Genomic DNA, 24,177 nt, shown 5'->3' on the forward strand with positions numbered 1-24,177 from the left:
ATGACCCCTTCGATTTTTTCCGGCTGCATCCCGGCCCTGATGACCCCCTGCACGGCAGACCGGAAACCCGATTTCGATGCGCTGGTGCGCATGGGCAAAAAGCTAATCGCCGATGGTATGAGCGCGGTCGTCTACTGCGGCTCCATGGGCGATTGGCCGTTGCTGACAGATGCAGAGCGGATGGAGGGCGTTGAGCGTTTGGTTGATGCGGGTGTGCCGGTCGTTGTTGGCACGGGTGCTGTGAACACCAAGCTGGCCGCCGAACATGCGGCCCATGCGCAAAGGGTCGGCGCGAAGGGGTTGATGTTGATCCCACGCATCCTGTCGCGCGGCACGTCGGTTGCGGCGCAGAAGGATCACTTCAAAACCGTTTTGTCGGCCGCGCCAGAACTTCCTGCCGTGATTTACAACAGCCCCTATTACGGCTTCGCCACCCGCGCCGATCTGTTCTTTGCCCTGCGGGCCGAGCATTCGAACCTCGTGGGTTTCAAAGAGTTCGGCGGTGCGGATGATCTGCGTTATGCAGCAGAGAACATCACCAGCCGCGATGATGAAGTTACGCTGATGATCGGGGTCGATACCACCGTGTTCCATGGTTTCGTCAATTGCGGTGCCACGGGCGCCATCACCGGGATCGGCAATGTGCTGCCCCGCGAAGTGCTGCATCTCGTAGCCCTCAGCCAAGCCGCAGCGGCGGGCGATGCCGAAGCGCGCCAGCGGGCGCAGGAACTCGACGCGGCGCTTGGTGTTCTTTCCTCCTTTGATGAGGGGCCGGACCTCGTGCTTTATTATAAGCACCTGATGGTGCTTGAGGGCCATGGGGAATATGCGTTGCATTTTAACGAGACCGACGCTCTGACCGACAGCCAGCGCGGCTATGCCGAGGCGCAGTACCGGCTGTTCCGGACATGGTATGCCGATTGGAGCAAGCAGGGCGGCGCGGTCGCGAAATACGCCGCCTAATCCTCCTCCCAACTCTCCCCGGCTGGGCAGGCCCGTCGCATCTGCGGCGGGCCTTTTGCGTTGTTTTGCGCCCTTTCGAAGAAGATAATTGCAAACGCATATAAATTTGACTAGCATCTTTTCAGGGGCCAACGCATCGGGAGTGGGTGCGCCATTTGAGGGAGAATGTTTGAAATGAGTGCTACGGATTTAATGCGTGATTTTGGGGCGATGCTCGCCTCTGGCGGGGTCGAAGTGGTGGATTGTTCGGGCGTTTTGGGGCCGGATACGCCGATCCTGCAACTGCCCGCAGACTTTGCAAAGCCGACACCGAAGGTCGAGATTCACAAGATCAGCGAATATGACGAGGATGGCCCGTTCTTTGCATGGAACTGGATGGTGCTGGGAGAGCATTCCGGCACGCATTTCGATGCGCCGCACCACTGGATCACCGGCAAGGATTACGACGACGGCTTTACCGATACGCTCGACGTGCAGCGCCTCGTTGCGCCGGTGAATGTGATCGACTGTTCGCAGCAATCTCAAGAAGACCCGGATTTCCTGCTCGACGCCAAGGGCATCAAGGAATGGGAAGCAGAATATGGTGAGATTGGTAAGGGCGAATGGGTCGTCATGCGCACCGATTGGGACAGCCGTGTGAACGACGAAGCGCGGTTCCTTAACGCGGATGAGACCGGCCCCCACAGCCCCGGACCGACCCCGGATGCGATTGAATATCTGATGAGCAAAAAGATTGTTGGTTGGGGCACCCAATGCATCGGCACCGACGCGGGCCAAGCGGGCGAGATGGAGCCGCCGTATCCTGCGCATAACCTGCTGCATAAGAACAATTGTTTCGGTCTTGCCAGCCTTGCCAACCTCGACAAGCTGCCGCCCAAGGGCGCGATCCTGATTGCGGCACCGCTGAAGATCAAGAACGGTACCGGCAGCCCCATTCGGGCGCTGGCGCTGGTGCCGAAGGGCTGACCGGTGGCAGATACATCACCTTCCGAGGCGGGGAATGCGCCGCTGGATCAGATGGGCCTCGATAATTTCGCGCCCTATTTGATGAACCGGATCATGGGGCGGTATAACGCCGCCCTGTCGGCGGAGATGGCCGCGCTTGGGCTGACCACGCCGCAGATGCGCTCTCTCGCCGTGCTGTCGGTGACCGATGGCATCCTGATCCGCGAATTGGCCGTCTATGCCGTGGTGCAGCAATCCACGCTGAGCCGCGCGCTCGACGCGCTGGTGCGCGACGGGTTGGTACGGCGCGAGACCGATGCGGCCGACAGCCGTGCTACGCGCGTCTATCTGACCGACAAGGGGCAAGAGGCCTATGCAAGGCTTTGGCCGCATATGGCAGAGGCCTATGACGCGATGTTCAAAGGCATCGGCGCGGCCGAGAAAGAGGCCTTTGTGGCCACGCTGCGCACCATGCTGCGCAACATCCGAAAACACGATTTTTAAGAGGGTCCGATGGCCGAACGTTCGTTCAAGGCAGAGGTGGAACACCTGCGCAAAGGGGATGGCGACGTCTTCACAGGTGAGGGTATCCTCGCGATTACCAAGGCGCTGTTGGAGAACGGGGTCGGCTATGTGGGCGGCTATCAGGGCGCCCCGATCTCGCATCTGATGGACGTGTTGGCCGATGCCGAAGAGCTGATGGGCGAACTTGGCGTGCGGTTCGAGGCGAACGCTTCAGAGGCCGCAGCGGCGGCGATGCTGGCGGCTTCGGTGCACTACCCCATTCGCGGGGCGGTGACCTTTAAAGGGCCGGTGGGGGTGAATGTGGCCTCGGACGCGCTGGCGAACCTTAGTTCCTCCGGCGTGACCGGCGGCGCGCTGGTGATCGTGGGCGAAGACTATGGCGAGGGCTCTTCGATCATGCAGGAGCGCAGCCATGGTTTCGCGATGAAGTCGCAGTTCTGGATGCTCGACCCACGCCCGAACCTGCCTTGCATTACCAAAGCGGTGAAAGACGGGTTTGAACTGTCGGAGGCGAGCAACACGCCCGTCATGCTGATGGTCCGCATCCGGTCTTGCCATGTGACGGGCAGTTTTGAGACGCGCGACAACCAGCGCCCACCGCTGACCGTGGCCGAAGCCGCCGCCAACCCGCGCTCGGACTTCAACCGCGTGGTGCTGCCGCCGATGTCTTATCTGCATGAGAAGGACAAGATCGAAAACCGCTGGCCTGCCGCTGAAAAGTTCATTCGCGACAATGGGTTGAATGAGTTCCTTGGCCCCGAGAAAGCGCCCTTGGGCGTCGTGGTGCAGGGCGGCATGTACAATTCGGTCATCCGGGCGCTGCAACGGCTGGGGCTGGCCGATATCCACGGCCAGACCGAAGTGCCGCTTTATGTGCTGAACGTCACCTATCCGCTTTTGCGGGACGAGTTCGACGAATTCTGCGCGGGCAAAGAGCATGTGCTGGTGGTCGAGGAAGGCCAGCCCGATCACATCGAACAGCAACTCGGCTCCTACCTCTACAGGCTCGAACGCAAGGTGAAACTGCACGGTAAGGACGTGCTGCCGATGGCGGGTGAATATACCGGGCAGGTGCTGCTCGATGGGATGACTGCTTTCCTAAAAATTGCCGCGCCCGAAATGCTCCCCGGCGCCGTGCGCGCGCCCAATGCCGAAGCGCCCGCAATCCCCGATCTGTCCGACACCGTGCCGATCCGCCCGCCGGGTTTTTGCACTGGCTGCCCTGAACGCCCGATTTTTGCCGCGATGAAACTGACCGAGCAAGAGCTGGGCAAGCACCAGATCACCGGCGATATCGGTTGCCACCTTTTCGGGTGCCTGCCGCCCTTTGAGATCGGCGGCTCGACCATGGGCTATGGCCTTGGCCCCGCGTCGAATGCGGCCTTTGACGGGGGTGGCGACAGGCGCGTGATTTCGATCCTTGGCGATGGCGGCTTCTGGCACAACGGGCTCTCGACCTCAATCGGGAACATGGTGTTCAACAAGTCCGACAGCGTCGCGGTGATCGTCGACAACTACTATTCCGCCGCCACGGGCGGGCAGGACGTGATGTCCTCGCGGGCGCATAACGACACGAAATCAACCAACAATCCGATCTCTAAGGCGCTCAAAGGCGTCGGCGTCGAATGGGTGCGCCAGATCGACCGGACCTATGACGTGGGTAAACTGCGCGAGGTGCTGCGCGAGGCGCTGACCACCGATTATAAGGGGCCGAAGGTCATCGTGGCCTCCTCGGAATGTATGCTCAACAAGCAGCGCCGCGAAAAGCCCCTGCGCAACAAGGCGATCAAGGAAGGTCGCCGCATGGAGGTGCCGCGCTTTGGCGTCGATGCGGATGTTTGCACCGGGGATCATGCCTGCATCCGGCTCTCGGGCTGCCCGTCGCTGTCGCTGAAACGGCTCGACGATCCACTGCGCGACGATCCGGTGGCGCATATCGATCAGACCTGTGTGGGCTGCGGCAACTGCGGCGAAGTGGCCGATACGGCGGTGCTTTGCCCGTCGTTTTACCAAGCGGATGTGGTGCATAATCCGACGCGGTTTGAGCGGTGGCGTGCCGATAAATCCAGCCAGATCATCGCTTGGCTGCAAAGACGGCGCGACGCCAAGCGGCTGCGCAGCGAAGGAGTGACGACGTGAATTTGGTTCTGCCGCAAAAGACACCCGACGCGCGTGTCGGCGAAATCATCAAGCTCGCGGTCATGGCCGTGGGCGGGCAGGGCGGCGGCGTCTTGACCGGGTGGATCGAATCTATGGCCCGGGCCGAAGGCTATGTTTGTCAGGCGACCTCGGTCGCGGGGGTGGCGCAGCGCACTGGGGCCACGATCTATTACGTTGAGATGGCACCGAAAACCGCGTTTGAGCCGGTCTTTGCCCTCGCCCCTGCGGCGGGCGATGTCGACGTGTTGATCGCGGCTGAGATGATGGAGGTTGGCCGCGCCGTGATGCGCGGTTTTGTGACGCCAGACCGCACCACGCTGATCGGCTCGACCCACCGCGCCCTTGCGGTGAGCGAGAAGATGGCGCCCGGCGATGGCATTGCCAATGCCGATGAAGTGCGCGCGGCGGCTGAGATCGCGGCGCAGAAACTGGTGCTCGAAGACATGGAAGGGCTGGCCGTGGGCGCGGGCTCTGTCATCTCGGCCTCGCTCTTTGGCGCTTTGGCCGGGTCTGGCGCGCTGCCGTTCCGCCGGGAGGCCTATGAGGATGCGATCCGCGCCGGGGGCAAGGGGGTGGAGCCCTCGTTGCGTGCCTTCGCCGTGGGCTTTGACGCGGCGCAGGGCCGTCTGCCCAACGCCGCCCCGGTCCCTGTGGAAGACCCCGAAACCGCATTCCGCCTTGCCGGGCCGGACGCGCTGCAAAGCCAGTGGGACGCGCTGGTCACCCGCGCCGATGCGCTGCCCGAAGCGGTGCATGATCTGGCTTTTGCGGGGCTTGCCAAGGTCGTGAACTACCAAGGCTGCGCCTATGGCACGCTCTATCTTGATCGGCTCGATACCGTGTTGGCCCGTGACAACGCCGCGCAGGACTGGCGGCTTTCGGCGGCTGCGGCGAAATATATTGCCAACGCCATGGCCTATGACGACATCATTCGCGTTGCAGACCTGAAAACCCGCGCGCCGCGCTTTGCGCATATCCGGCAAGAGATGCGGGCGGGCGATGCCAACCTCATGCAGCTGACCGAATATTTTCACCCCCGCGCCGACGAAATCGCGGGCCTGATGCCTGCCCGTCTTGGCGCAAAGGTAGAGGCGAGCGAGAAGTGGATGGCGCGTCTGAACCGCTGGTTCGACAAGGGCCGCCGCCTGCGCACCGACAGGCTGCCTGCGTTTCTCATGCTGCATGTTCTGGGCGGGCTTAAAGGGTATCGTCTGAAAACCCACCGCCATGCCATCGAAGTGGCCCATCTTGAGAATTGGCTGTCGCGCTGTATGGCGGAGGTCGAAGCCGATTACGACTCGGCGGTTGAACTGGTGAAATGCCGACGGCTCATCAAAGGCTATTCCGACACCCATGCGCGGGGTCTGGGCAAGTTCGACAAGGTGATGGATGCCGCCGCGCTGCTGCGCGGGCGAAAGGACGCGGCGCAGTGGATTGCACGTCTGCGCGAGGCGGCGCTGCAAGATGCCGAAGGAAAGGCGCTCGACGGGGCCATCGCGACGGTGCGGTCTTTCGTCTAGGGGCCGTGCCCGTTTTTTGGGCAGATGTGGGGCGGATCAACCTCCCGACGGTGCGGGGTCACCCAATCTCAGTTGACCGGGTGCCTCAGCCCCGCATAGCTGGGGGCGCACAAAGGGGGGCCGCTGCCATGGAACTGTCGCATCTCATCGCCTTTAACATCGCGCTCATCGCGTCGATCCTCAGCCCCGGCCCGGCCTTTCTGATCGCGCTGAAAACCACGCTGAGTTCGGGGCGGCGGGCGGGTGTTGCCGTGGGGCTTGGTCTTGGCCTCGTGGCATCGTTCTGGACCCTCGCCGCGCTCTTGGGGTTGGAGGCGGTGTTCCTCGCTTTCCCATGGGCCTATGCAGTCGTGAAATCCCTGGGCGCGGTCTATCTGCTTTATGTGGCCTTTGGCATGTGGCGCGGGGCGCGGACGCCGGTGGCAACCACGGTGACCCCCGCCCGCCATGCCTTTCGGCAGGGGCTGATGATCAACATTCTGAACCCCAAATCAGTGCTTTTCGCCGCGGCGGTTCTGGTGGTCATCTTCCCCGAGGGGATGCGCCTGAGCGAGAACCTTTTGATCGTCGCCAACCACCTGATCATCGAAGTCGCCTTTTACACCACCATGGCCTTCGGCATGAGCCGCCCGGCAGTGAGCCAAGGCTACCTCCGCGCGAAGGTCTACTTTGACCGGGTGGCCTCAGCGGTGCTGGGGCTGTTGGGCCTGCGTCTGCTGTTCGCGCGTTAAAGCTCGGCCTCCCACCGCCGCGACAGGCGCATCGCGCCGTTGATGATGCCGACCATGGAATAGGTCTGCGGGAAGTTGCCCCAGCCCTCGCCGGTGGCGAATGCGGTGTCTTCGGACATAAGGCCAAGGTGATTGCGGGCTTCTAGCAATTCTTCGAACAGTTTGCGGGCCTCCTCTTCGCGGCCGATCCGCGCCAGCGCATCAATCCGCCAGAAAGCGCAGACGTTAAAGCCGACCTCGGGCACGCCGAAATCATCCGCCTCTTCGTAGCGCAGCATGAAGGGGCCGCGGCCCAGCACTTCGGAAAGACGCTCGACCGTGGCGATGAACCGCGGGTCTTTCGGTGGCAGGAAACCGACCTCCCCCATCAGCAAGACACTGGCGTCCAAGGTGCTGCCGCCAAAGCTTTCGACAAAAGCGCCGCGTTCTTCTGACCAAGCGTTGTCGAGGATCTTGTCGCGGATCACCTCGGCGCGCTCGGCCCAAAGGGCGGCGCGGTCGTCCAACTTCAAATGGCGCGCAATCTTGCCCAAACGGTCGCAGGCAGCCCAGCACATCAGCGACGAAGACGTGTGAATGCGGGCACGGCTGCGCAGCTCCCAAATCCCGGCATCAGGTTCGTCGTGCAGCTCCCACGCCTGCTCGCCCAAGGGCTCTAGCTGTTCAAAGGCCGTGCGCCCGGTGTTCATCGGCAGGCGGTGATCAAAAAACGCGGGTGCTGCGCCAAGGATGATATTGCCATAGGTGTCATGCTGGAAATGCTCATGCGCCTGATTGCCGATCCGCACCGGCCCCATCCCGCGGAAGCCTTGTAAGCTGGGTGAGATACGTTCGGTTAACGCCGTCTCAAGCCCGAGCCCTAGCACGGGCTGGATATGCCCGCCTTCGGCATCCGCCACGGCATTCATCAGCCATTGGAAATAATGCTCCAAGGTGCGGGTCGCGGCGAGACTGTTGAGCGCGCGCACGGTGAAAAACGCATCGCGGACCCAGCAATAGCGGTAATCCCAGTTGCGCCCCGAATCCGGCGCTTCGGGCAGCGAGGTGGTGATTGCGGCGATGACACCGCCCGTGGCCTCATAGCTGCAGAGTTTCAGCGTGATCGCGGCGCGAATGACGGCCTCTTGCCACTCGAAAGGGATCGCCAACCGCTGCGTCCAGCGCTGCCAATAGCGCGTGGTTTTGGTGCGAAAGGTGGTGCCGATCTGCTCAGGACTGTCCGACAGCGTCTCATCCGGGCCAAGGATGAAGGTCATTTCCCCTTCGAGGTTGATCATGCGCCCGTCGAGCACATGGTCAATCGGCGCGTCGGTGGTCAGACGCATGTTCTGCTCAGGCCCGACAAAGCGTACATGGTTCGACCCGCGGGTAAGCGTGGGAGCCACCTCTCCCCATTGAAAGCGCGGTTTCAGGCGCATCCTAACGCGAGGCGAACCCTCAATGCGTCGCACTTGCCGCACCAGCATCTGCGGGCGAAAGCTGCGGCCATAGGCGGTGAAACGGGGGCAGAAATCAACAATCTCAACCGCGCCCTTTGCGCTGCGCAGGACCGTGCGCAGGATCGCGGTATTGGGCAGATAGCTTTGTTCGCTTTCTGTCATGTCTTCGAGTTCGACGGCAAACTCCCCGTCGCCCTCTTCGCCCGCGCCATGACCCATCAGGCTGTGAAAGACCGGATCGCCGTCAAACCGTGGCAGGCAAAACCAGTTGATCGCTCCTTCGCGGCTGACCAGCGCCGCAACCGCGCAATTCCCGATGACACCCAGATCCATACGTCCCTCTTTTCTATTCTCAATGCGTTTGCCGGGCGGGCCGGATCAGCGCAAAATTTCTTTCAGCCAATCGGCAAAGCCGGCCACATCTGCGATGCGATGTTGTGCGTCGGTTGGCCCTTGGCCGATCTTGATGCCAAAGCCACCCATGGCCTGCGCCGCGCGAAAGCCATCTTCGTCCGTTACGTCGTCGCCTACCATTACCGGCAGCCGCTCGGCAAAGGCGGGGGAGGCCATGAAACGCGTCACCGCGCCGCCCTTGTCGACACCTTTCAGAGCGACTTCGCTGACCATCTTGCCATGCAGGCCGCGCAGGCTGGCGTCTTCGCCAACCAGCGTATCGACAAAGGCGCGGCAGGCTTCGCCCTGATCGGGGGCCTTGCGGTAATGCAGCGCAATCGCGCCGGGTTTGCGTTCTGACGTCACCCCATGCAGCACGGCGAATTCCTCTACCCGGTCGATCACGGGGGCGGGGATCCCTGCGCTCTGCGTTGGGGTGTGATCTGCCGCGGTGCTCAACCGTAGCTCCAACCCATGCGAGCCAGAGACCGGCAGCCGCAGTGCGCCCAAGATACGGTCCACATCCGCTAGCGCCCGGCCCGAGATCACCGCCACCGCCCCATCGGTCTGCGCAACGAGTTGCGTCAGCAGGTGGCGCGTTGCCTCCGGCAGGCAGGCGTCTTCGGGGTTGTCGACGATGGGGGCCAGCGTGCCGTCGAGATCAAGGAAAAACGCATGACGCTCGAGCGGGATTACGGGCGGCAGATTGCTGTGCGACAAGGTGGTGCTATCCATAGTGTCTGGTCTATCCGTTTCAGGGCACTGGCGTTTTCAGCGCGCGGGCGTTCTCACGAAACCTATGCGCCAGCGCAGCGAAATCAAAGGATTTATGCTGCAACTGCGCAAAGATGCGCGTCCTGCGGGGCGGGAACCCAGCCAATGCAGCGGCGTTTGCCTAGACGGCGGGCAATCTGCGCGCCCCCGCAAGACCCCGCATCACACATTCGGAACCCCAGATGACCGCACCGTCCACGCTTAGGTACTACCCCGACAGCAAACCCGGCATCGCGCGGCGGCGCTGCGGGCGGGGGTTTTCCTATCACGCGCCCGATGGCCGCTGCATCAAGGACAAGGCCGAACGTGAACGTCTGGTGAAATTGGCGGTGCCCCCGGCCTATGAGCAGGTCTGGATCAGCCCCCATGTTAACGGCCACCTACAGGCGACGGGGTTTGATGCGCGGGGGCGCAAACAGTATCGCTATCATCCGCTCTGGTCCGAGGCGCAGGCGCAGGAGAAATACGCAAGCCTGCCCGAATTTGCCGAGACCCTGCCGCGCATCCGCCGCCGCGTGCGCCGGGACCTCAAGGAAGAGTTGGGCGAACGTGACTTTGCACTGGCCGCCGCTGTGGCGATGATCGACCGCCTGTCGCTGCGCGTGGGCAATCAAGTCTACGCCAAGACCAACCGCACCTATGGCACGCTGACCTTGAAGCGGCGGCATCTGGTCTTGAAAGACGGGAAATTGCAGGCCTCCTTCATGGCGAAGGGCGGCAAGCGGGTTCGCCGCCAGATCGCTAACCGCACCCTGATGCGCGCCTTGGAGAAAATCCGCGATCTGCCGGGCGCGGACCTGCTGACCTGGCTCGACGAAGAGGGGGAGCCGCGCGGGCTGACCTCTTCGGCCCTGAATGATTATATCGCCGAGGCCGCTGGAGCCGAAGGGTTCTCTGCCAAGACCTTTCGCACTTGGGCCGGGTCTGTCGCGGCCTTCGACGTGGCGCTAAAGGACGACAAACCGACCATCAAAGCCATGGCCGAAGCGGCGGCCCAGCGGCTGCACAACACGCCCACCATTGCACGCAACAGCTATATCCATCCGCAGGTCATCGACCTTTGCCAAACCCCCCAAGATCTGCCGGACCCGCCTGATATTGACGATATGACCCAAGCCGAACGGGGGCTTCTGGCCTTTTTGCGCAGCACCGCGTGACCCTGAATTGACGGAATGGGCGAACTTTAACCGCGCTCAGGCATTGTTAACATGAATACTGGTATCGCCCGGCTTCAGAAGGACTGAAATTTCATGAACGAGACAGGTGGGCCGACCCTCAGCGGTGTCCTTGACCAGATGGAGCATCTGTCCGGCGGTGCGGATCGGCAGATTACTGTGGAAGAGATCATCGATTGTCTGGGCAAACATTCATTTGCTTCGACAATCCTGACCTTCAGTCTGATCTCTACCTCTCCGGCCAGCGGCATCCCCGGCTTTACGGCGTTTATCGGGTTGGTGGTCTTGTTTTTAGTGGTGCAGATGATCTTTGGCCGCGAAAGCTTGTGGCTGCCGGGCTTTATCATGCGCCGCGACATTGCTGCGAAGAAGCTGCGCGCGGGGGTGCGCTGGCTGCGCCGCCCGGTGGATTTCGTGGATCAATATTTGCATGAGCGGTCGACCTTTATCCTGCACCGCCCGTGGATTTACTTGCCGTTGTTGATGGTGATGGCCCTGTCGATGTTCATGCCGTTCATGGAACTCGTGCCCACTTCCGGCTCTATCGCATCGGCCATGATCGCCATTTTCGCAGCGGGCTATCTGATGCGCGACGGTAGGGTCGTGATTTTTTCGATGGTTCTGATGTCCCTGCTTCCCGTGGGGGTTGCATGGTTCTTTCTTGGGCGCTGAAAAAATAATCGCGGCGGATTGCCATGCTGCGGCTGCAAAAGAATTGACCAAAGCCGACCAAGCTGGGAACATTTACCGACCTAAACCATTAAACCGTTAGTGGTGGTCGGCGTTCCGCCTTAGCAGGCTCGGCGGCCAAAAATTGATTGTTCCCGAGGCATAAAATGGCTGGCAGATTGATTGTAATCTCAAATCGCATCCCGTCAGAGGCCGCCCCCTCCGGTGGGTTGGTCTATGCGCTTCACGAAACCCTGCGCAAGATCGGCGGCATCTGGATCGGGTCGCACCCGGAAACCACCGAAACCCCGTCAGAGAGCCTGAGCGAATATGGCGATCAGGGCAAATACACCCGGCTGAGCTTCAGCCTCAGCCCCGAAGATTACAACAATTTCTACCTCGGTTTTTCGAACTCGGTGCTTTGGCCGGTCTGTCACCGTCGCGGCGATCTGGTGGAGTTGGACCGGGGGTTCGAGCGGGGCTACAGCGCTGTGAACGCGCGGCTTGCGCGGCAGGTAATGAAGGTGGCCCGGCCGGACGATATGATCTGGGTGCACGACTACCACTTCTTTCCCCTCGCAACACAACTGCGCAAGCTGGGTTTTGCGGGTAAAATCGGGTTTTTCCTGCATATTCCCTTCCCCGCTTTGGGTGATATGGGCGCCCTACCGAGGGAGGCCAATCTGGCGCATTGGCTGGCAGACTATGACCTTGTGGGCCTGCAAACCCGCGCTGACGTGGCGCGTTGCCTTGAAATGTTCCGCGCCGAGACGGACTCCGAATTCTTGATGAACGGCACGATCAAATGCGGGTCTCGGGCGGTGGCGCTGCGGTCATTCCCTATCGGGATCGATGTGGAGACCTTTGTGCAGGCCGCCCAAGGCGGCAGCGCGCAGGACCGGCTTGCCGATGATATGGCGGGGGACATCGTGATCGGGGTGGACCGGCTGGACTACTCCAAAGGTCTGCCCAACCGCTTCCGCGCCTTTGGCCGCTATCTGGAAACCCGCGATGAGCGTGACCGGCGGGTGAGCATGGTCCAGATCGCCCCGCCAAGCCGCGAAGAGGTCGCCGCTTACCGCGAGTTGCGCTACGAATTGGAAGAACTTGTCGGCCGGGTGAACGGCGAACATGGAGAGATCGATTGGACCCCGCTGCGCTATATTCACCGCAACCTTGATCGCGATCTCTTGGCGCGGCTCTACCGCCGTGCGCGGGTGGGGATCGTCACCCCCTTTGCCGATGGGATGAACCTTGTCGCCAAGGAATATGTCGCGGCGCAAGACCCCGAAGACCCCGGCGTGCTGATCCTGTCGCATATGGCCGGCGCCGCCGAAGACTTGACGGATGCTATTCAGGTCAACCCGTACGACATCGAGGACATGAGCGAGGCGCTCAAAACCGCGCTTGCCCTGCCGTTGGAGGAACGCAAACGCCGCCATGCCAGTTGCATGGCGCAGGTGCGGGCGACGGATGTGAACCGCTGGAGCCAGAACTTTGTCGAAGCATTGCAAGCCTGCCTGCCGACGCTGGTGACCAAACCCGTCGCGCGGGAATGGACGGACGCCTAGCGGCGCGCGTCAGGCATCCGGGGCAAAGATCACTTCGGTCTCCCAACCCTTGCATTTCTCTGCAAGCCCGGCGGGCAGGGGCAGATCGGTAAAGAACATATCCACCTCCCGCGCCGAAGCGATGCGCGCCGGGGCGGAGCGTTTGAATTTGGAATGATCCGTCACCAAAAAGGTCTTGCGCGACTGCGCGATGATACATTGGCTGACCCCCACTTCTTCGATGTCGAAGTCGAGCAGATCACCATCCGCGTCCATGGCCGAACAGCCGATCACCGCGATGTCGAACTTGAACTGGCGGATCGTTTCGATTGTCAGATTGCCGACCAGCCCACCATCCATGCGGCGCAGCGCCCCGCCCGTGAGCACAATGCGGCATTCGGGATTGTCGACCAGAATATTGGCGACATTCATGTTGTTCGTCACCACCATCAGATCGCGGTGATGCAGCAGAGCGCGGGCCACCGCCTCGGTGCTGGTGCCGATATTCAAAAAGACCGAACAACCGTCGGGAATATGTTCGGCACAGGCGCGGGCGATGTGATTCTTGGCCTCTTCGTGCAGGTTGCGCCGCTCGGCATAGCCGATGTTGCTGGCCCCCGAAGGCAGCACCGCGCCGCCATGCACCCGCTCAAGCTTACCACTATCGGCCAGTTCCGTAAGGTCACGGCGGATGGTCTGATGGGTCACGCCGAAATGCTCGGCCAGCCCGTCGACGGTGACTTTGCCTTCGCGCCGGGCGATTTCAAGGATGTCGGGATGGCGGAATGTCTGTGAAATGGGTGTCGCTCCTGCCTGCTGTTGGCGCATTATCTCCAGTGTTTTGTCTAACGCAAGCAATCGCGCAGCAGGTTGTGGTTAGCATGTTCGATATGCTGGCGAAACGAACATAAACGAAAATAATTCTTGTGCAGATGAGAGTCGTTTCGTAACACTGCCCCCAATTGGACAGTCTGAGCTGGGGGAGGGCCGGATTTTGAACCAACAGCCCGATAGCCATGTGCCCGCTGCCCCGGTCGATCTTTTCGTCATCGGTGGGGGCATCAACGGCGCCGGGATCGCGCGCGACGCCGCAGGACGGGGGCTGAGCGTGACCTTGGCCGAGATGAATGATCTGGCCTCGGCGACCTCTTCGGCCTCGACCAAACTGTTCCACGGCGGGCTGCGCTACCTTGAGTATTTTGAGATCGGCCTTGTGCGCCACGCGCTGACCGAACGCGAAGTGCTGCTGAAAGCGATGCCGCATATCTCTTGGCCGATGCGTTTCGTGCTGCCCTATCACCGCGACATGCGGTTTGAGGGGGACACGCCGACCTCCAAATTGCTACGGCTGTTCATGCCTTGGATGCGGGGCCGCCGCCCGGCGTGGCTGATCCGCTTGGGCCTGTTTCTCTATGACAATCTCGGTGGTCGCGAGATCCTGCCCGCCACCCGCAGCCTTGCGCTGCGCGGCACGCCCGAAGGGGCACCGCTGGAGGATCGCTTCGAGAAAGCCTTTGAGTATTCCGACTGCTGGATCGAGGATTCGCGCCTTGTGGTGCTGAACGCCCGCGATGCGGAATTGCGCGGCGCACGCATCATGACCCGGACAAAGGTGATCTCGGCCGACCGCAATGCCGAAGGATGGGCTGTCACGGTGGAGCATGGCGCCGATGGTCAGCGCGAGGTGATCCAAGCGAAGATGCTGGTCAACGCGGGCGGCCCGTGGGTGGGCGAGATCATCCACAACACTGCGCGGCTGAACTCCTCCGAAGGGGTCCGGCTGGTGCGGGGCAGCCATATCGTGACCAAACGGCTTTACGATCACGACAAATGCTATTTCTTCCAAGGCACCGATGGGCGGATCATCTTCACGATCCCTTATGAGCAGGATTTCACCCTGATCGGCACCACGGACGCGGATCACCCTGATCCATCCGTTACCCCAGAATGCACCCCCGAAGAACAGGATTACCTGATCAACTTCGTGAACGGCTACCTCAAGCAGGACATTACCCGCAAAGATATCGTCTGGACCTATTCCGGTGTGCGCCCGCTTTATGACGATGGGGCCAGCAGCGCTACGGCGGCCACGCGGGATTATACGCTCAAGGTTGACGAAACCGGCGGTGCACCGATCCTCAATGTCTTTGGCGGCAAGATCACCACTTACCGCAAACTGGCCGAAGATGCGCTGGAGTTGATCGCCCCGCATTTCGGCGGGCTGCCGGATCATTGGACCGCTGGCGTGGCGCTGCCCGGCGGTGATTTCCCGGTGGACGGTGTCGCGCAGTTGATAGCGCGGCTGAATGCGGATTATGACTTTCTTGATGAAAGCTGGGCAGCACGGCTGATCCGCGCCTATGGTACCGATGCATGGGCGATGATGGGCGCGGCGAAAACGCTCGCGGATATGGGCGAGCATTTCGGCGCGACTCTCACGGCGGGTGAGGTCGCGTGGCTGATGAACAAAGAGTATGCTCTCAGCGCAGAGGACGTCGTTTGGCGCCGCAGCAAGTTGGGCCTGCGAATGGATGAGGCGCAGATCGCGCGTCTTGATGAATGGATGCAGATGCGTGCGGCGAAACAAGCCGCCTCTGCGGCGGAATGAGGGGAGGACGAACGTGAGTTTGATCCTAAAAAACGTGTCGAAAACGGTGGGCGGTCAAACGCATATCCACCCGACCGACCTGACCTTGGAAAAGGGCACGATGAACGTGCTTTTGGGGCCTACGTCTGCGGGCAAGACCTCGCTGATGCGGCTGATGGCCGGGCTGGATGTGCCTAATACTGGCCAAGTGATCTGGAACGGTGAAGATGTCACCGGCATGCGCGTCCAAGACCGCAAAGTGGCGATGGTCTATCAGCAGTTCATCAACTACCCCTCGATGACCGTCTATGACAACATCGCCTCGCCGATGAAGCTGGTCGGTAAATCCAAAGACGAGATCGACCGCGCGGTGCGCGAAACCGCCGAGCTGATGCAGCTAACCCCGATGCTTGACCGCAAACCGCTGGAACTTTCGGGCGGTCAGCAACAGCGTTGCGCCTTGGCGCGGGCGCTGGTGAAAAACGCAGGTCTCGTGCTGCTGGATGAGCCGCTGGCGAACCTCGATTACAAACTGCGCGAAGAACTCCGCGCCGAGATTCCGCGCATCTTTGAACGCGCCGGGTCGATCTTTGTCTACGCCACGACAGAGCCGGAAGAGGCGCTGCTTTTGGGCGGCAACACCGCGACGCTTTGGGAGGGCCGCGTGACGCAATTCGGCCTGACGCCAAGCGTCTACCGCCGGCCCGAGAATGCCACAACGGCGCGTGTTTTCTCTGACCCGCCGATGAATTTTCTCAGCATGACCAAATCGGGCAACACGCTGCGGTTTGACGGCGGTGAAATGCCCGCGCCTGCCACGATGGCAAGCCTGAAAGACGGTGAATATACCGCCGGTTTCCGCCCCAACCACCTGACACTCGCAGCGCAGACCCCCGGCGCGATCGGCTTTGACGCGGTGCTGAACGTGACCGAGATTACGGGGTCGGAGACGTTTATCCACCTCGACTATCACGGCGCGAAATGGGTCGGGCTGGTGCATGGCATCCAGCACTTGCAACCCGGCCAGCCGCTGCCGGTCTATCTGGATCCGGCGCATATTTATCTCTTTGACGCGAACGGGGCGCTCGTCTCTGCCGCGCCCTATGCGGAGGCGGCATAATGGCCAAGATCACGCTTGATAACCTTGCGCATTCCTATCTGTCCAATCCGAGCAGTGAGGATGATTTCGCCCTCAAGGAATTGAACCACGATTGGATCGACGGCGAAGCCTATGCGCTTTTGGGCGCGTCGGGCTGTGGCAAGTCGACGCTGCTCAACATCATCTCGGGGCTTTTGCAGCCGTCGCAGGGTCGTATTCTGTTCAACGACGTGGACGTGACCCACGCGCCGACAGCCGAGCGCAACATCGCGCAGGTCTTCCAGTTCCCGGTCGTCTACGACACGATGACCGTGCGCGATAACCTCGCCTTTCCGCTGCGCAACCGGGGCGCGGATGCCTCTTATGTTGCAGAGCGCGTGCAGCAGATCGCACAGATGATCGGCATGGAAGACGAGCTGAATCGCAAGGCGCGGGGCCTCACGGCGGATGCCAAGCAGAAGATTTCGCTGGGTCGGGGCATGGTGCGTGAGGACGTGAACGCCCTGTTGTTCGATGAGCCGCTGACCGTGATCGACCCGCATATGAAATGGGAATTGCGCACGCAGCTAAAATCCCTGCACCATGAATTCGGCCACACGATGATCTATGTGACCCACGACCAGACCGAGGCGCTGACCTTCGCCGATAAGGTGGTGGTGATGTATGATGGCCGGGTGGTGCAGATCGGCACGCCGCAGGAACTCTTCGAGCGGCCCGCGCACACATTCGTGGGCTATTTCATCGGCTCGCCGGGGATGAACCTGTTTGATGCGCAGATCGCGGGCAATGCCGCGCAGGTTGCAGGCACAAGCATCAACTTGAATAAAACTTACGCCCCCAAGGGCGGCAAAACCCAGCTGGGCGTCCGGCCCGAGTTTATCCGCCTTAACGGCGAAGGGCTGGGCCTGCCTGCCAAGGTGACGCGCGTCGAAGACGTGGGCCGCCACAAAATCATCCGCCTTGATGTGGCCGGCCAGCCGGTCAGCGCCATCGCCGAAGAAGGCGCGTCCGTGCCGAGCGAAAACACCGCGATCAGTTTCGATCCGGCGGGCATCAATGTCTATGCCGACGATTGGCGCATTAGCGCAGAGGGAGAAGCCGCATGAACAAGACCGTCAACCAAAAGGCATGGTTCCTTGTCCTGCCCGTTCTGATCCTCGTGGCTTTCTCGGCGGTGATCCCGCTGATGACCGTGGTGAACTATTCGGTGCAAGACACCTTTGGCCGGAATGAATTTTTCTGGGCCGGGCTTGAGTGGTTTTCCGACATGCTGGACAGCGACCGGATGTGGGATGCGCTTGGCCGACAGTTGATCTTCTCGGGTGTCATTCTGGCGATCGAAATTCCGCTCGGCATCTTTGTTGCGCTGAACATGCCGAAAAACGGGTTCTGGGCCAGCTTTTGTCTGGTGCTCATGTCGCTGCCGCTGCTGATCCCGTGGAACGTGGTCGGCACCATCTGGCAAATCTTTGGCCGCGTCGACATTGGCCTTTTGGGCTACACGCTCGACAAGCTGGGCATCACCTATAATTACACCCAAGACATCACCGCCGCTTGGATTACCGTCGTGGTCATGGACGTCTGGCACTGGACCTCGCTGGTGGCGCTTCTGGCCTATGCCGGGCTGCAATCCATCCCGGACGCCTATTATCAGGCCGCCAAGATCGACCAAGCCAGCCGTTGGGCCGTGTTCCGCTATATCGAACTGCCCAAGATGGCAGGCGTGCTGATGATCGCGATTCTGCTGCGCTTTATGGACAGTTTTATGATCTATACAGAGCCGTTCGTCGTGACGGGTGGCGGGCCGGGCAATGCCACGACCTTCCTGTCCATCGACTTGGTGAAAATGGCCATCGGCCAGTTTGACCTCGGCCCCGCAGCGGCGTTCAGCCTGATGTATTTCCTCGTTATCCTGTTGATTTCATGGGTATTTTACACCGTGATGGTCAACCTCGACAAAAGGGATGGTGTGTGATGACCGACACAACCGTGCAAGCCCCCGGTGCCGCGCCCATTCCGGGTGACGTGACCACCGACAAACGCGCCCGGCGCAGCCGCTTCCGGCCCAAAGGGTCTGTGGTGGTGATGACCCTCTACCTGCTTTTCCTGCTGCTGCCGATCTACTGGCTGATCAACATGAGCCTGAAGACCAACGCAGAGATCCTGGGGAGCTTCTCGCTCTATCCGCGTGATTTGACGCTGGCGAACTATGCCAAGATCCTCACCGATCCGAGCTGGTATATGGGCTATGTCAACAGCCTGATCTATGTTGTGCTGAACACTGTGATCTCGCTCGCCGTGGCGCTGCCGGCGGCCTATGCTTTCTCGCGCTACAGCTTCATGGGCGACAAGCATCTGTTCTTCTGGCTGCTGACCAACCGCATGGCCCCGCCTGCCGTATTCGCGCTGCCGTTCTTCCAGCTCTATTCCTCGGTCGGGCTGTTCGACACGCATATTGCCGTGGCGTTGGCGCATTGCCTGTTCAACGTGCCGCTGGCGGTTTGGATCCTAGAAGGCTTCATGCGCGGGGTGCCAAAGGAGATCGATGAGACCGCCTATCTCGATGGCTATTCCTTCCCGCGCTTCTTCATCCGCATCTTCACGCCCCTGATTGCCAGCGGCATCGGCGTCGCGGCCTTCTTCTGCTTCATGTTCTCATGGGTGGAACTGCTGCTCTCGCGCACGTTGACGTCGGTCGATGCCAAACCCATCGCCGCCACCATGACCCGTACGGTTTCCGCCTCGGGCCTCGATTGGGGCGTGCTTGCCGCCGCCGGGGTGCTCACAATCGTACCGGGCGCTTTGGTGATCTATTTCGTCCGCAACTACATCGCCAAGGGCTTTGCCCTCGGGCGCGTATAAAGGGAGACCGCTCATGTCTTGGATGGCTTGGACCATGCCCACCGCGATCTTCTTCGGTGTCATCGCGCTGTTGCTTATCACCTTCACGATCCTCGCGATCAAATTTCCTGAGACGCCCCGCACCGGCATTCTCAGGATCGAAACAACCCGTGGTGACCGTCTGTTCATCACGCTTCTCGGCTCGGCCTTTATCAACTTGATTTGGCTGGGTTTCGAGGCGGGTCCACAGCCCTATGCGCTGCTGGTCTGCCTTGCCTATGCCGCAGCCGTATTTCGCTGGGTCTAGGCGCTATCACGGCTGATCCCGGTTAATCGGGGCAGCCATACGACACGACCAAATGTCTAGGGAGGACATAATGAAACGATCTGTCATGAAATCGAGTACCGCACTTGCGGTCACGCTCGGTCTGCTCGCCGGACCAGCATTCGCGGATATGGATGCCGCGAAAAAATTCCTCGACGAGGAAATCGAACGCTCCGCGCTGAGCCGCGAAGAGCAAGAGGCGGAGATGCAGTTCTTCATCGACGCTGCTGAGCCGTTCAAGGGCATGGACATCAAAGTGGTGTCCGAGACAATCACCACCCATGAATACGAGGCCAATGTGCTGGCCCCGGCCTTCACCGCGATCACCGGCATCAATATCACCCACGACCTGATCGGCGAAGGTGACGTTGTTGAGAAGCTGCAGACACAGATGCAGTCGGGCGAGAACATCTATGACGCCTATATCAACGACTCTGACCTGATCGGCACCCACTGGCGCTACAAGCAGGCGCGCAGTCTGACCGACTGGATGGCGAATGAGGGCAAGGGCGTGACCAACCCCGGTCTCGATCTCGACGATTACATCGGCCTCGACTTCACCACTTCGCCCGACGGCGAGTTGTATCAGCTTCCCGACCAGCAGTTCGCGAACCTTTACTGGTTCCGTCAGGACTGGTTCACCGATCCTGAGTTGATGGCCGAGTTCAAAGAGAAATACGGCTATGATCTGGGCGTGCCGGTGAACTGGTCTGCCTATGAAGACATCGCTGAGTTCTTCACTGGCCGCACCATCGACGGTGTCGAAGTCTTTGGCAACATGGACTACGGTAAAAAAGACCCGTCGCTTGGCTGGCGCTATACCGATGCGTGGATGTCCATGGCTGGCATGGGCGATGTCGGTGAACCCAACGGCCTGCCGGTCGACGAATGGGGCATCCGAGTCAACGAAAACTCGCAGCCCGTCGGTTCCTGTGTGACCCGCGGTGGTGCGACCAACGATGCGGCGGCGGTCTATGCGATCTCCAAATCCATCGAATGGCTTGAAAAGTACACGCCCCCCGCCGCCGCTGGCATGACATTTGGTGAAGCTGGCCCGGTTCCTGCCCAGGGTGCGATTGCCCAGCAGATGTTCTGGTACACCGCCTTCACCGCCGACATGGTCAACGACAGCGCCAAGGCCGTGCTGAACGAAGACGGCACGCCCAAGTGGCGTATGGCCCCCAGCCCGCATGGTGCCTACTGGAAAGATGGCCAGAAGGTTGGCTATCAGGACGTGGGCAGCTGGACGCTGATGGAAAGCACCCCCGTCGACCGCGCCAAGGCTGCATGGCTCTACGCGCAGTTCGTGACCTCGAAAACCGTTGATGTTGAAAAGGCCCACGCCGGTCTGACCTTCATCCGCGAGTCGACCATCCAGCACGAAAGCTTCACCGAACGCGCGCCGAAACTTGGCGGTCTGGTGGAATTCTACCGTTCGCCCGCGCGGGTGGCATGGTCGCCCACCGGGACGAACGTGCCGGATTACCCCAAGCTGGCGCAGCTGTGGTGGCAGAACATCGGCGACGCAATGTCCGGTGCGAAAACCCCGCAAGAAGCACTCGACAGCCTCTGCGCCGAGCAGGAAAAGGTCATGGAACGTCTTGAGCGCGCAGGCGTCCAAGGTGATCTGGGTCCGAAAATGAACGAAGAGCAGGAAGCCTCCTACTGGCTGGAACAGCCCGGCTCGCCGGTTGCCAAGCTCGACAACGAAGACCCCGAGCCTGAGACCATCAGCTACGAAGAGTTGATCAAGTCCTGGCAGTAAGCCAAACTTTGGGGGGCCGGGGCGCAGCAGCGTTCCGGCCCCTTTTTCATTCCATAAGACAACCGGGGGCTGCGCCATGACCCATATCCTCGCCATTGATCAAGGAACCACATCCTCGCGGGCGATCCTTTTTGACGGCAACATGGCCGTGACGGCCACCGCCCAAGAAGAGTTTCCGCAGCATTTCCCCCGTTCCGGTTGGGTTGAGCACGATCCCGGCGATCTGTGGTCCACCACTGCGGGCACCTGCCGCGCGGTGATCGAAAAAGCAGGCCTGCGCCCCGATGACATCACCGCCATCGGCATCACCAACCAACGTGAGACGACGCTGGTCTGGGACGCCAAGACCGGCCAGCCAGTCTATAACGCCATCGTTTGGCAAGACCGCCGCACTGCCGATTTCTGCCGCGCGCTGCGCGAGAGTGGTGACGACAAGATCATCACCGAACGCACGGGCCTGCTGGCCGATCCTTATTTCTCCGGCACCAAGCTGAAGTGGATTTTGGATAACGTCGACGGGGCGCGCGACCGCGCACAGGCGGGCGAGTTGCTTTTCGGCACGGTCGACAGCTACCTGATCTGGAAGCTCACAGGCGGCGCGCGCCATGTGACTGATGCCACCAACGCCGCGCGCACTATGCTTTATGACATTCACAAGGGCCGATGGAGCACGACGATCTGCAAGATGTTCGACATTCCCGTCGAGATGCTGCCCGAGGTCAAAGACTGCGCCGCCGATTTCGGCATGACCCGTCCCGATCTGTTTGGCCGCGAGATTCCGATCCTTGGTGTGGCAGGCGACCAGCAGGCGGCGACCATCGGGCAGGCTTGTTTCCAGCCCGGCATGATGAAATCGACCTACGGCACGGGCTGTTTTGCGCTGCTGAATACGGGCGAGACTGCGGTGACTTCAACCAATCGGCTGCTCACCACCATTGCCTATCAACTCGACGGCAAGCCGACCTATGCGCTCGAAGGCTCAATCTTTGTCGCCGGGGCTGTGGTGCAATGGCTGCGCGACGGACTCAAAATGATCCGCGAGGCGAGCGAGACCCAAGCACTGGCCGAACAGGCCGACCCGCATCAAAACGTCGTGCTGGTGCCCGCCTTCGTGGGCCTCGGTGCGCCTTACTGGAACGCCGAATGCCGTGGCGCGATCTACGGGCTGACGCGCAACTCCGGCCCCGCGGAACTGGCCCGCGCGGCGCTGGAAAGCGTCGGCTACCAGACCCGCGATTTGCTGGAGGCGATGCAGGCGGATTGGGCCGCACAGGGGCAGGCGGGCGAGATCGCCACGCTGCGTGTCGACGGCGGGATGAGCGCCAGTGACTGGGCGATGCAGTTCCTGTCCGACGTGATCGGTGCCTCGGTCGACCGTCCTGATGTGCTGGAAACCACGGCACTTGGTGCGGCATGGTTGGCGGGGCAGCGGGCAGGCATCTATCCGGACATGGAAGGCTTTGCCCGCGAATGGGCGCTGGATCGGCGGTTTGAGACACAAATGGATGCGGCGACGCGGGATGAGAAATACGGCGCATGGAAGCGCGCTGTGAACGCCACGTTGCAATTCTGATGGAGGAGATCGCAGCCTTTGGTTTCGCCACCGCCGGGCGCATCCGCTTTGGCCGTGGGACCGCTACAGAAGCCGTCGGCGCCGCGCTCAGCTATGGCCGCCGGGTGCTGATTTTACGCGGTGGTTCCGTCGCTTGGGTCGATGAGCTTAGCCGTGACCTGACGGCGGCTGGATGTGACGTGACCGAGGTCCGCAGCAGCGGCGAACCCTCGGTCGAGGATGTCCGCTCTGCCGCTCTGGCAGGGCGCGGAGCGCAGGTGGTGCTGGGCGTCGGCGGAGGGGCGGTCATCGACCTTGCCAAAGCCGCAGCGGCGCTGATCCCGTCGGATTGCGACGTGATGGAGCATCTCGAAGTCGTGGGCGAGGGCCAGCCGTTGCAAGCCGACCCGCTGCCGATGATCGCGATCCCGACCACCGCGGGCACCGGGGCCGAGGTCACCAAAAACGCCGTTATCGCCGTGGCGCAAGCCGCGCGAAAAGTCAGCCTGCGCGACGACCGAATGCTGCCGCGTTTGGCCTTGGTCGATCCTGCGCTGACGGATGGTGCGCCGCGCGGCGTCACGTTGGGGTCGGGCCTTGATGCGTTGGTGCAGGTGATCGAGCCCTATCTTTCAAGCAAAGCCAACCCGCTCAGCGATGCGCTCTGCCGCGCCGCGATTCCGCAGGGGATTGCCGCGCTCAAACGTCTGGCGGCGGGCGAAGACCCTGCCGCGCGGGATGCGATGGCCTATGTCAGCCTGTCGGGCGGTTTGGCGCTGGCGAATGCGGGCCTCGGCGCGGTGCATGGGCTGGCCGGTGTGATCGGCGGGCAGTTTGGCGCGCCGCATGGGTTGATTTGTGGGCGTCTGCTGGGGCCGGTACTGGCCGCCAATAGTGATGTGCTCGGTGCCTCCCGGCGGTTTTCCGAAGTGCAGACATGGCTGGCAGAGGGTTTTGATCTGCCCGAGACCGGCACCTTCACCGCCCTCTCGGCCCTGCTTGACGATTGGGGGCTAGAGCGTCTGAACCGCTGGATCCCCGAAGGGACCGACCTTGGAGAGACTGCGCAGGAAGCGGCGGCGTCTTCCTCCATGCGGGCAAACCCCTGCGCCCTGAGCCAAGATGCGCTGGAAAATTGCATCCGGGCTGCATTGTAAGTCGGGC

At 61.4% G+C, this 24,177-nt stretch carries 21 protein-coding genes; 18 read left to right on the forward strand and 3 right to left on the reverse strand.

The features are described from left to right. The 6 genes from T8A63_RS18145 (at position 1) to T8A63_RS18170 (ending at position 6,844) form a co-directional block, all read left to right on the forward strand. On the forward strand, positions 1 to 963 hold the full coding sequence (locus T8A63_RS18145; RefSeq protein ID WP_067628772.1) for a dihydrodipicolinate synthase family protein: 963 nt from the start codon (positions 1 to 3) through the stop codon (positions 961 to 963). Between the two features lie 192 nt (positions 964 to 1,155). Then, positions 1,156 to 1,929, forward strand: coding sequence for a cyclase family protein (locus tag T8A63_RS18150; RefSeq protein ID WP_416153255.1), 774 nt, complete (start codon positions 1,156 to 1,158; stop codon positions 1,927 to 1,929). 51 nt (positions 1,930 to 1,980) lie between these two features. Beyond that, complete coding sequence (locus T8A63_RS18155) at positions 1,981 to 2,412, forward strand: MarR family winged helix-turn-helix transcriptional regulator (protein ID WP_120352448.1); 432 nt, start codon at positions 1,981 to 1,983, stop codon at positions 2,410 to 2,412. A gap of 9 nt (positions 2,413 to 2,421) precedes the next feature. Continuing rightward, the gene (locus T8A63_RS18160; RefSeq protein WP_322346002.1) at positions 2,422 to 4,572 is read left to right on the forward strand and encodes an indolepyruvate ferredoxin oxidoreductase subunit alpha; all 2,151 of its coding nucleotides are present in this window, start codon (positions 2,422 to 2,424) and stop codon (positions 4,570 to 4,572) included. Then, on the forward strand, positions 4,569 to 6,113 hold the full coding sequence (locus tag T8A63_RS18165) for an indolepyruvate oxidoreductase subunit beta family protein (protein WP_322346003.1): 1,545 nt from the start codon (positions 4,569 to 4,571) through the stop codon (positions 6,111 to 6,113). Before T8A63_RS18160 ends, T8A63_RS18165 begins: the two co-directional genes overlap by 4 nt. Positions 6,114 to 6,241: 128 nt before the next feature. Continuing rightward, the gene (locus tag T8A63_RS18170) at positions 6,242 to 6,844 is read left to right on the forward strand and encodes a LysE family translocator (protein WP_322346005.1); all 603 of its coding nucleotides are present in this window, start codon (positions 6,242 to 6,244) and stop codon (positions 6,842 to 6,844) included. On the opposite strand, the gene T8A63_RS18175 is transcribed toward T8A63_RS18170, so the two are convergent. Continuing rightward, entirely contained in the window at positions 6,841 to 8,616 is a 1,776-nt protein-coding gene (locus T8A63_RS18175) for a glycoside hydrolase family 15 protein (protein ID WP_322346006.1), read from the reverse strand. The genes T8A63_RS18170 and T8A63_RS18175 overlap by 4 nt on opposite strands. 45 nt (positions 8,617 to 8,661) lie before the next feature. Beyond that, on the reverse strand, positions 8,662 to 9,411 hold the full coding sequence (gene otsB / locus T8A63_RS18180) for a trehalose-phosphatase (protein WP_300053050.1): 750 nt from the start codon (positions 9,409 to 9,411) through the stop codon (positions 8,662 to 8,664). Between the two features lie 221 nt (positions 9,412 to 9,632). Between otsB and T8A63_RS18185 the strand changes: the two genes are divergently transcribed. From T8A63_RS18185 to T8A63_RS18195, 3 genes are all read left to right on the forward strand, one after another. Further along, the gene (locus tag T8A63_RS18185; RefSeq protein ID WP_322346008.1) at positions 9,633 to 10,607 is read left to right on the forward strand and encodes a DNA topoisomerase IB; all 975 of its coding nucleotides are present in this window, start codon (positions 9,633 to 9,635) and stop codon (positions 10,605 to 10,607) included. Positions 10,608 to 10,700: 93 nt separating this feature from the next. Next, on the forward strand, positions 10,701 to 11,297 hold the full coding sequence (locus T8A63_RS18190) for an exopolysaccharide biosynthesis protein (protein ID WP_067628788.1): 597 nt from the start codon (positions 10,701 to 10,703) through the stop codon (positions 11,295 to 11,297). Between the two features lie 164 nt (positions 11,298 to 11,461). Then, on the forward strand, positions 11,462 to 12,865 hold the full coding sequence (locus T8A63_RS18195) for an alpha,alpha-trehalose-phosphate synthase (UDP-forming) (RefSeq protein ID WP_322346010.1): 1,404 nt from the start codon (positions 11,462 to 11,464) through the stop codon (positions 12,863 to 12,865). Positions 12,866 to 12,874: 9 nt separating this feature from the next. On the opposite strand, the gene T8A63_RS18200 is transcribed toward T8A63_RS18195, so the two are convergent. Next, positions 12,875 to 13,642: a DeoR/GlpR family DNA-binding transcription regulator gene (locus tag T8A63_RS18200; RefSeq protein ID WP_322346086.1), complete on the reverse strand. Its 768-nt coding sequence runs from the start codon at positions 13,640 to 13,642 to the stop codon at positions 12,875 to 12,877. A 196-nt stretch (positions 13,643 to 13,838) separates the two neighbouring features. Between T8A63_RS18200 and glpD the strand changes: the two genes are divergently transcribed. The 9 genes from glpD (at position 13,839) to T8A63_RS18245 (ending at position 24,170) form a co-directional block, all read left to right on the forward strand. Next, complete coding sequence (gene glpD, locus T8A63_RS18205) at positions 13,839 to 15,452, forward strand: glycerol-3-phosphate dehydrogenase (protein WP_322346012.1); 1,614 nt, start codon at positions 13,839 to 13,841, stop codon at positions 15,450 to 15,452. 13 nt (positions 15,453 to 15,465) lie between these two features. Beyond that, on the forward strand, positions 15,466 to 16,551 hold the full coding sequence (locus T8A63_RS18210; RefSeq protein ID WP_067936725.1) for an ABC transporter ATP-binding protein: 1,086 nt from the start codon (positions 15,466 to 15,468) through the stop codon (positions 16,549 to 16,551). Beyond that, positions 16,551 to 17,636, forward strand: a complete 1,086-nt coding sequence (locus tag T8A63_RS18215) for an ABC transporter ATP-binding protein (RefSeq protein ID WP_322346014.1) — start codon at positions 16,551 to 16,553, stop codon at positions 17,634 to 17,636. The genes T8A63_RS18210 and T8A63_RS18215 overlap by 1 nt, the downstream gene beginning before the upstream one ends. After that, the gene (locus T8A63_RS18220) at positions 17,633 to 18,505 is read left to right on the forward strand and encodes a carbohydrate ABC transporter permease (protein ID WP_067628794.1); all 873 of its coding nucleotides are present in this window, start codon (positions 17,633 to 17,635) and stop codon (positions 18,503 to 18,505) included. The genes T8A63_RS18215 and T8A63_RS18220 overlap by 4 nt, the downstream gene beginning before the upstream one ends. Next, the gene (locus T8A63_RS18225) at positions 18,505 to 19,392 is read left to right on the forward strand and encodes a carbohydrate ABC transporter permease (protein ID WP_067628796.1); all 888 of its coding nucleotides are present in this window, start codon (positions 18,505 to 18,507) and stop codon (positions 19,390 to 19,392) included. Before T8A63_RS18220 ends, T8A63_RS18225 begins: the two co-directional genes overlap by 1 nt. 13 nt (positions 19,393 to 19,405) lie before the next feature. Further along, the gene (locus tag T8A63_RS18230) at positions 19,406 to 19,678 is read left to right on the forward strand and encodes a DUF2160 domain-containing protein (protein WP_067936718.1); all 273 of its coding nucleotides are present in this window, start codon (positions 19,406 to 19,408) and stop codon (positions 19,676 to 19,678) included. 85 nt (positions 19,679 to 19,763) lie between these two features. Beyond that, a complete protein-coding gene (locus T8A63_RS18235; RefSeq protein WP_322346088.1) occupies positions 19,764 to 21,461 on the forward strand; it encodes an ABC transporter substrate-binding protein in 1,698 nt (565 codons plus the stop codon). 76 nt (positions 21,462 to 21,537) lie between these two features. Continuing rightward, positions 21,538 to 23,034 carry a glycerol kinase GlpK gene (glpK, locus tag T8A63_RS18240; RefSeq protein WP_322346018.1) on the forward strand — a complete coding sequence of 499 codons (1,497 nt, stop codon included), beginning with the start codon at positions 21,538 to 21,540 and terminating at the stop codon, positions 23,032 to 23,034. After that, positions 22,998 to 24,170: an iron-containing alcohol dehydrogenase gene (locus T8A63_RS18245; protein WP_322346020.1), complete on the forward strand. Its 1,173-nt coding sequence runs from the start codon at positions 22,998 to 23,000 to the stop codon at positions 24,168 to 24,170. The genes glpK and T8A63_RS18245 overlap by 37 nt, the downstream gene beginning before the upstream one ends. Positions 24,171 to 24,177: the final 7 nt, after the last annotated feature.

Origin of the sequence: Sulfitobacter sp. OXR-159, assembly GCF_034377145.1 — a bacterium.
In the GTDB taxonomy this organism is placed as follows: Bacteria; Pseudomonadota; Alphaproteobacteria; order Rhodobacterales; family Rhodobacteraceae; genus Sulfitobacter.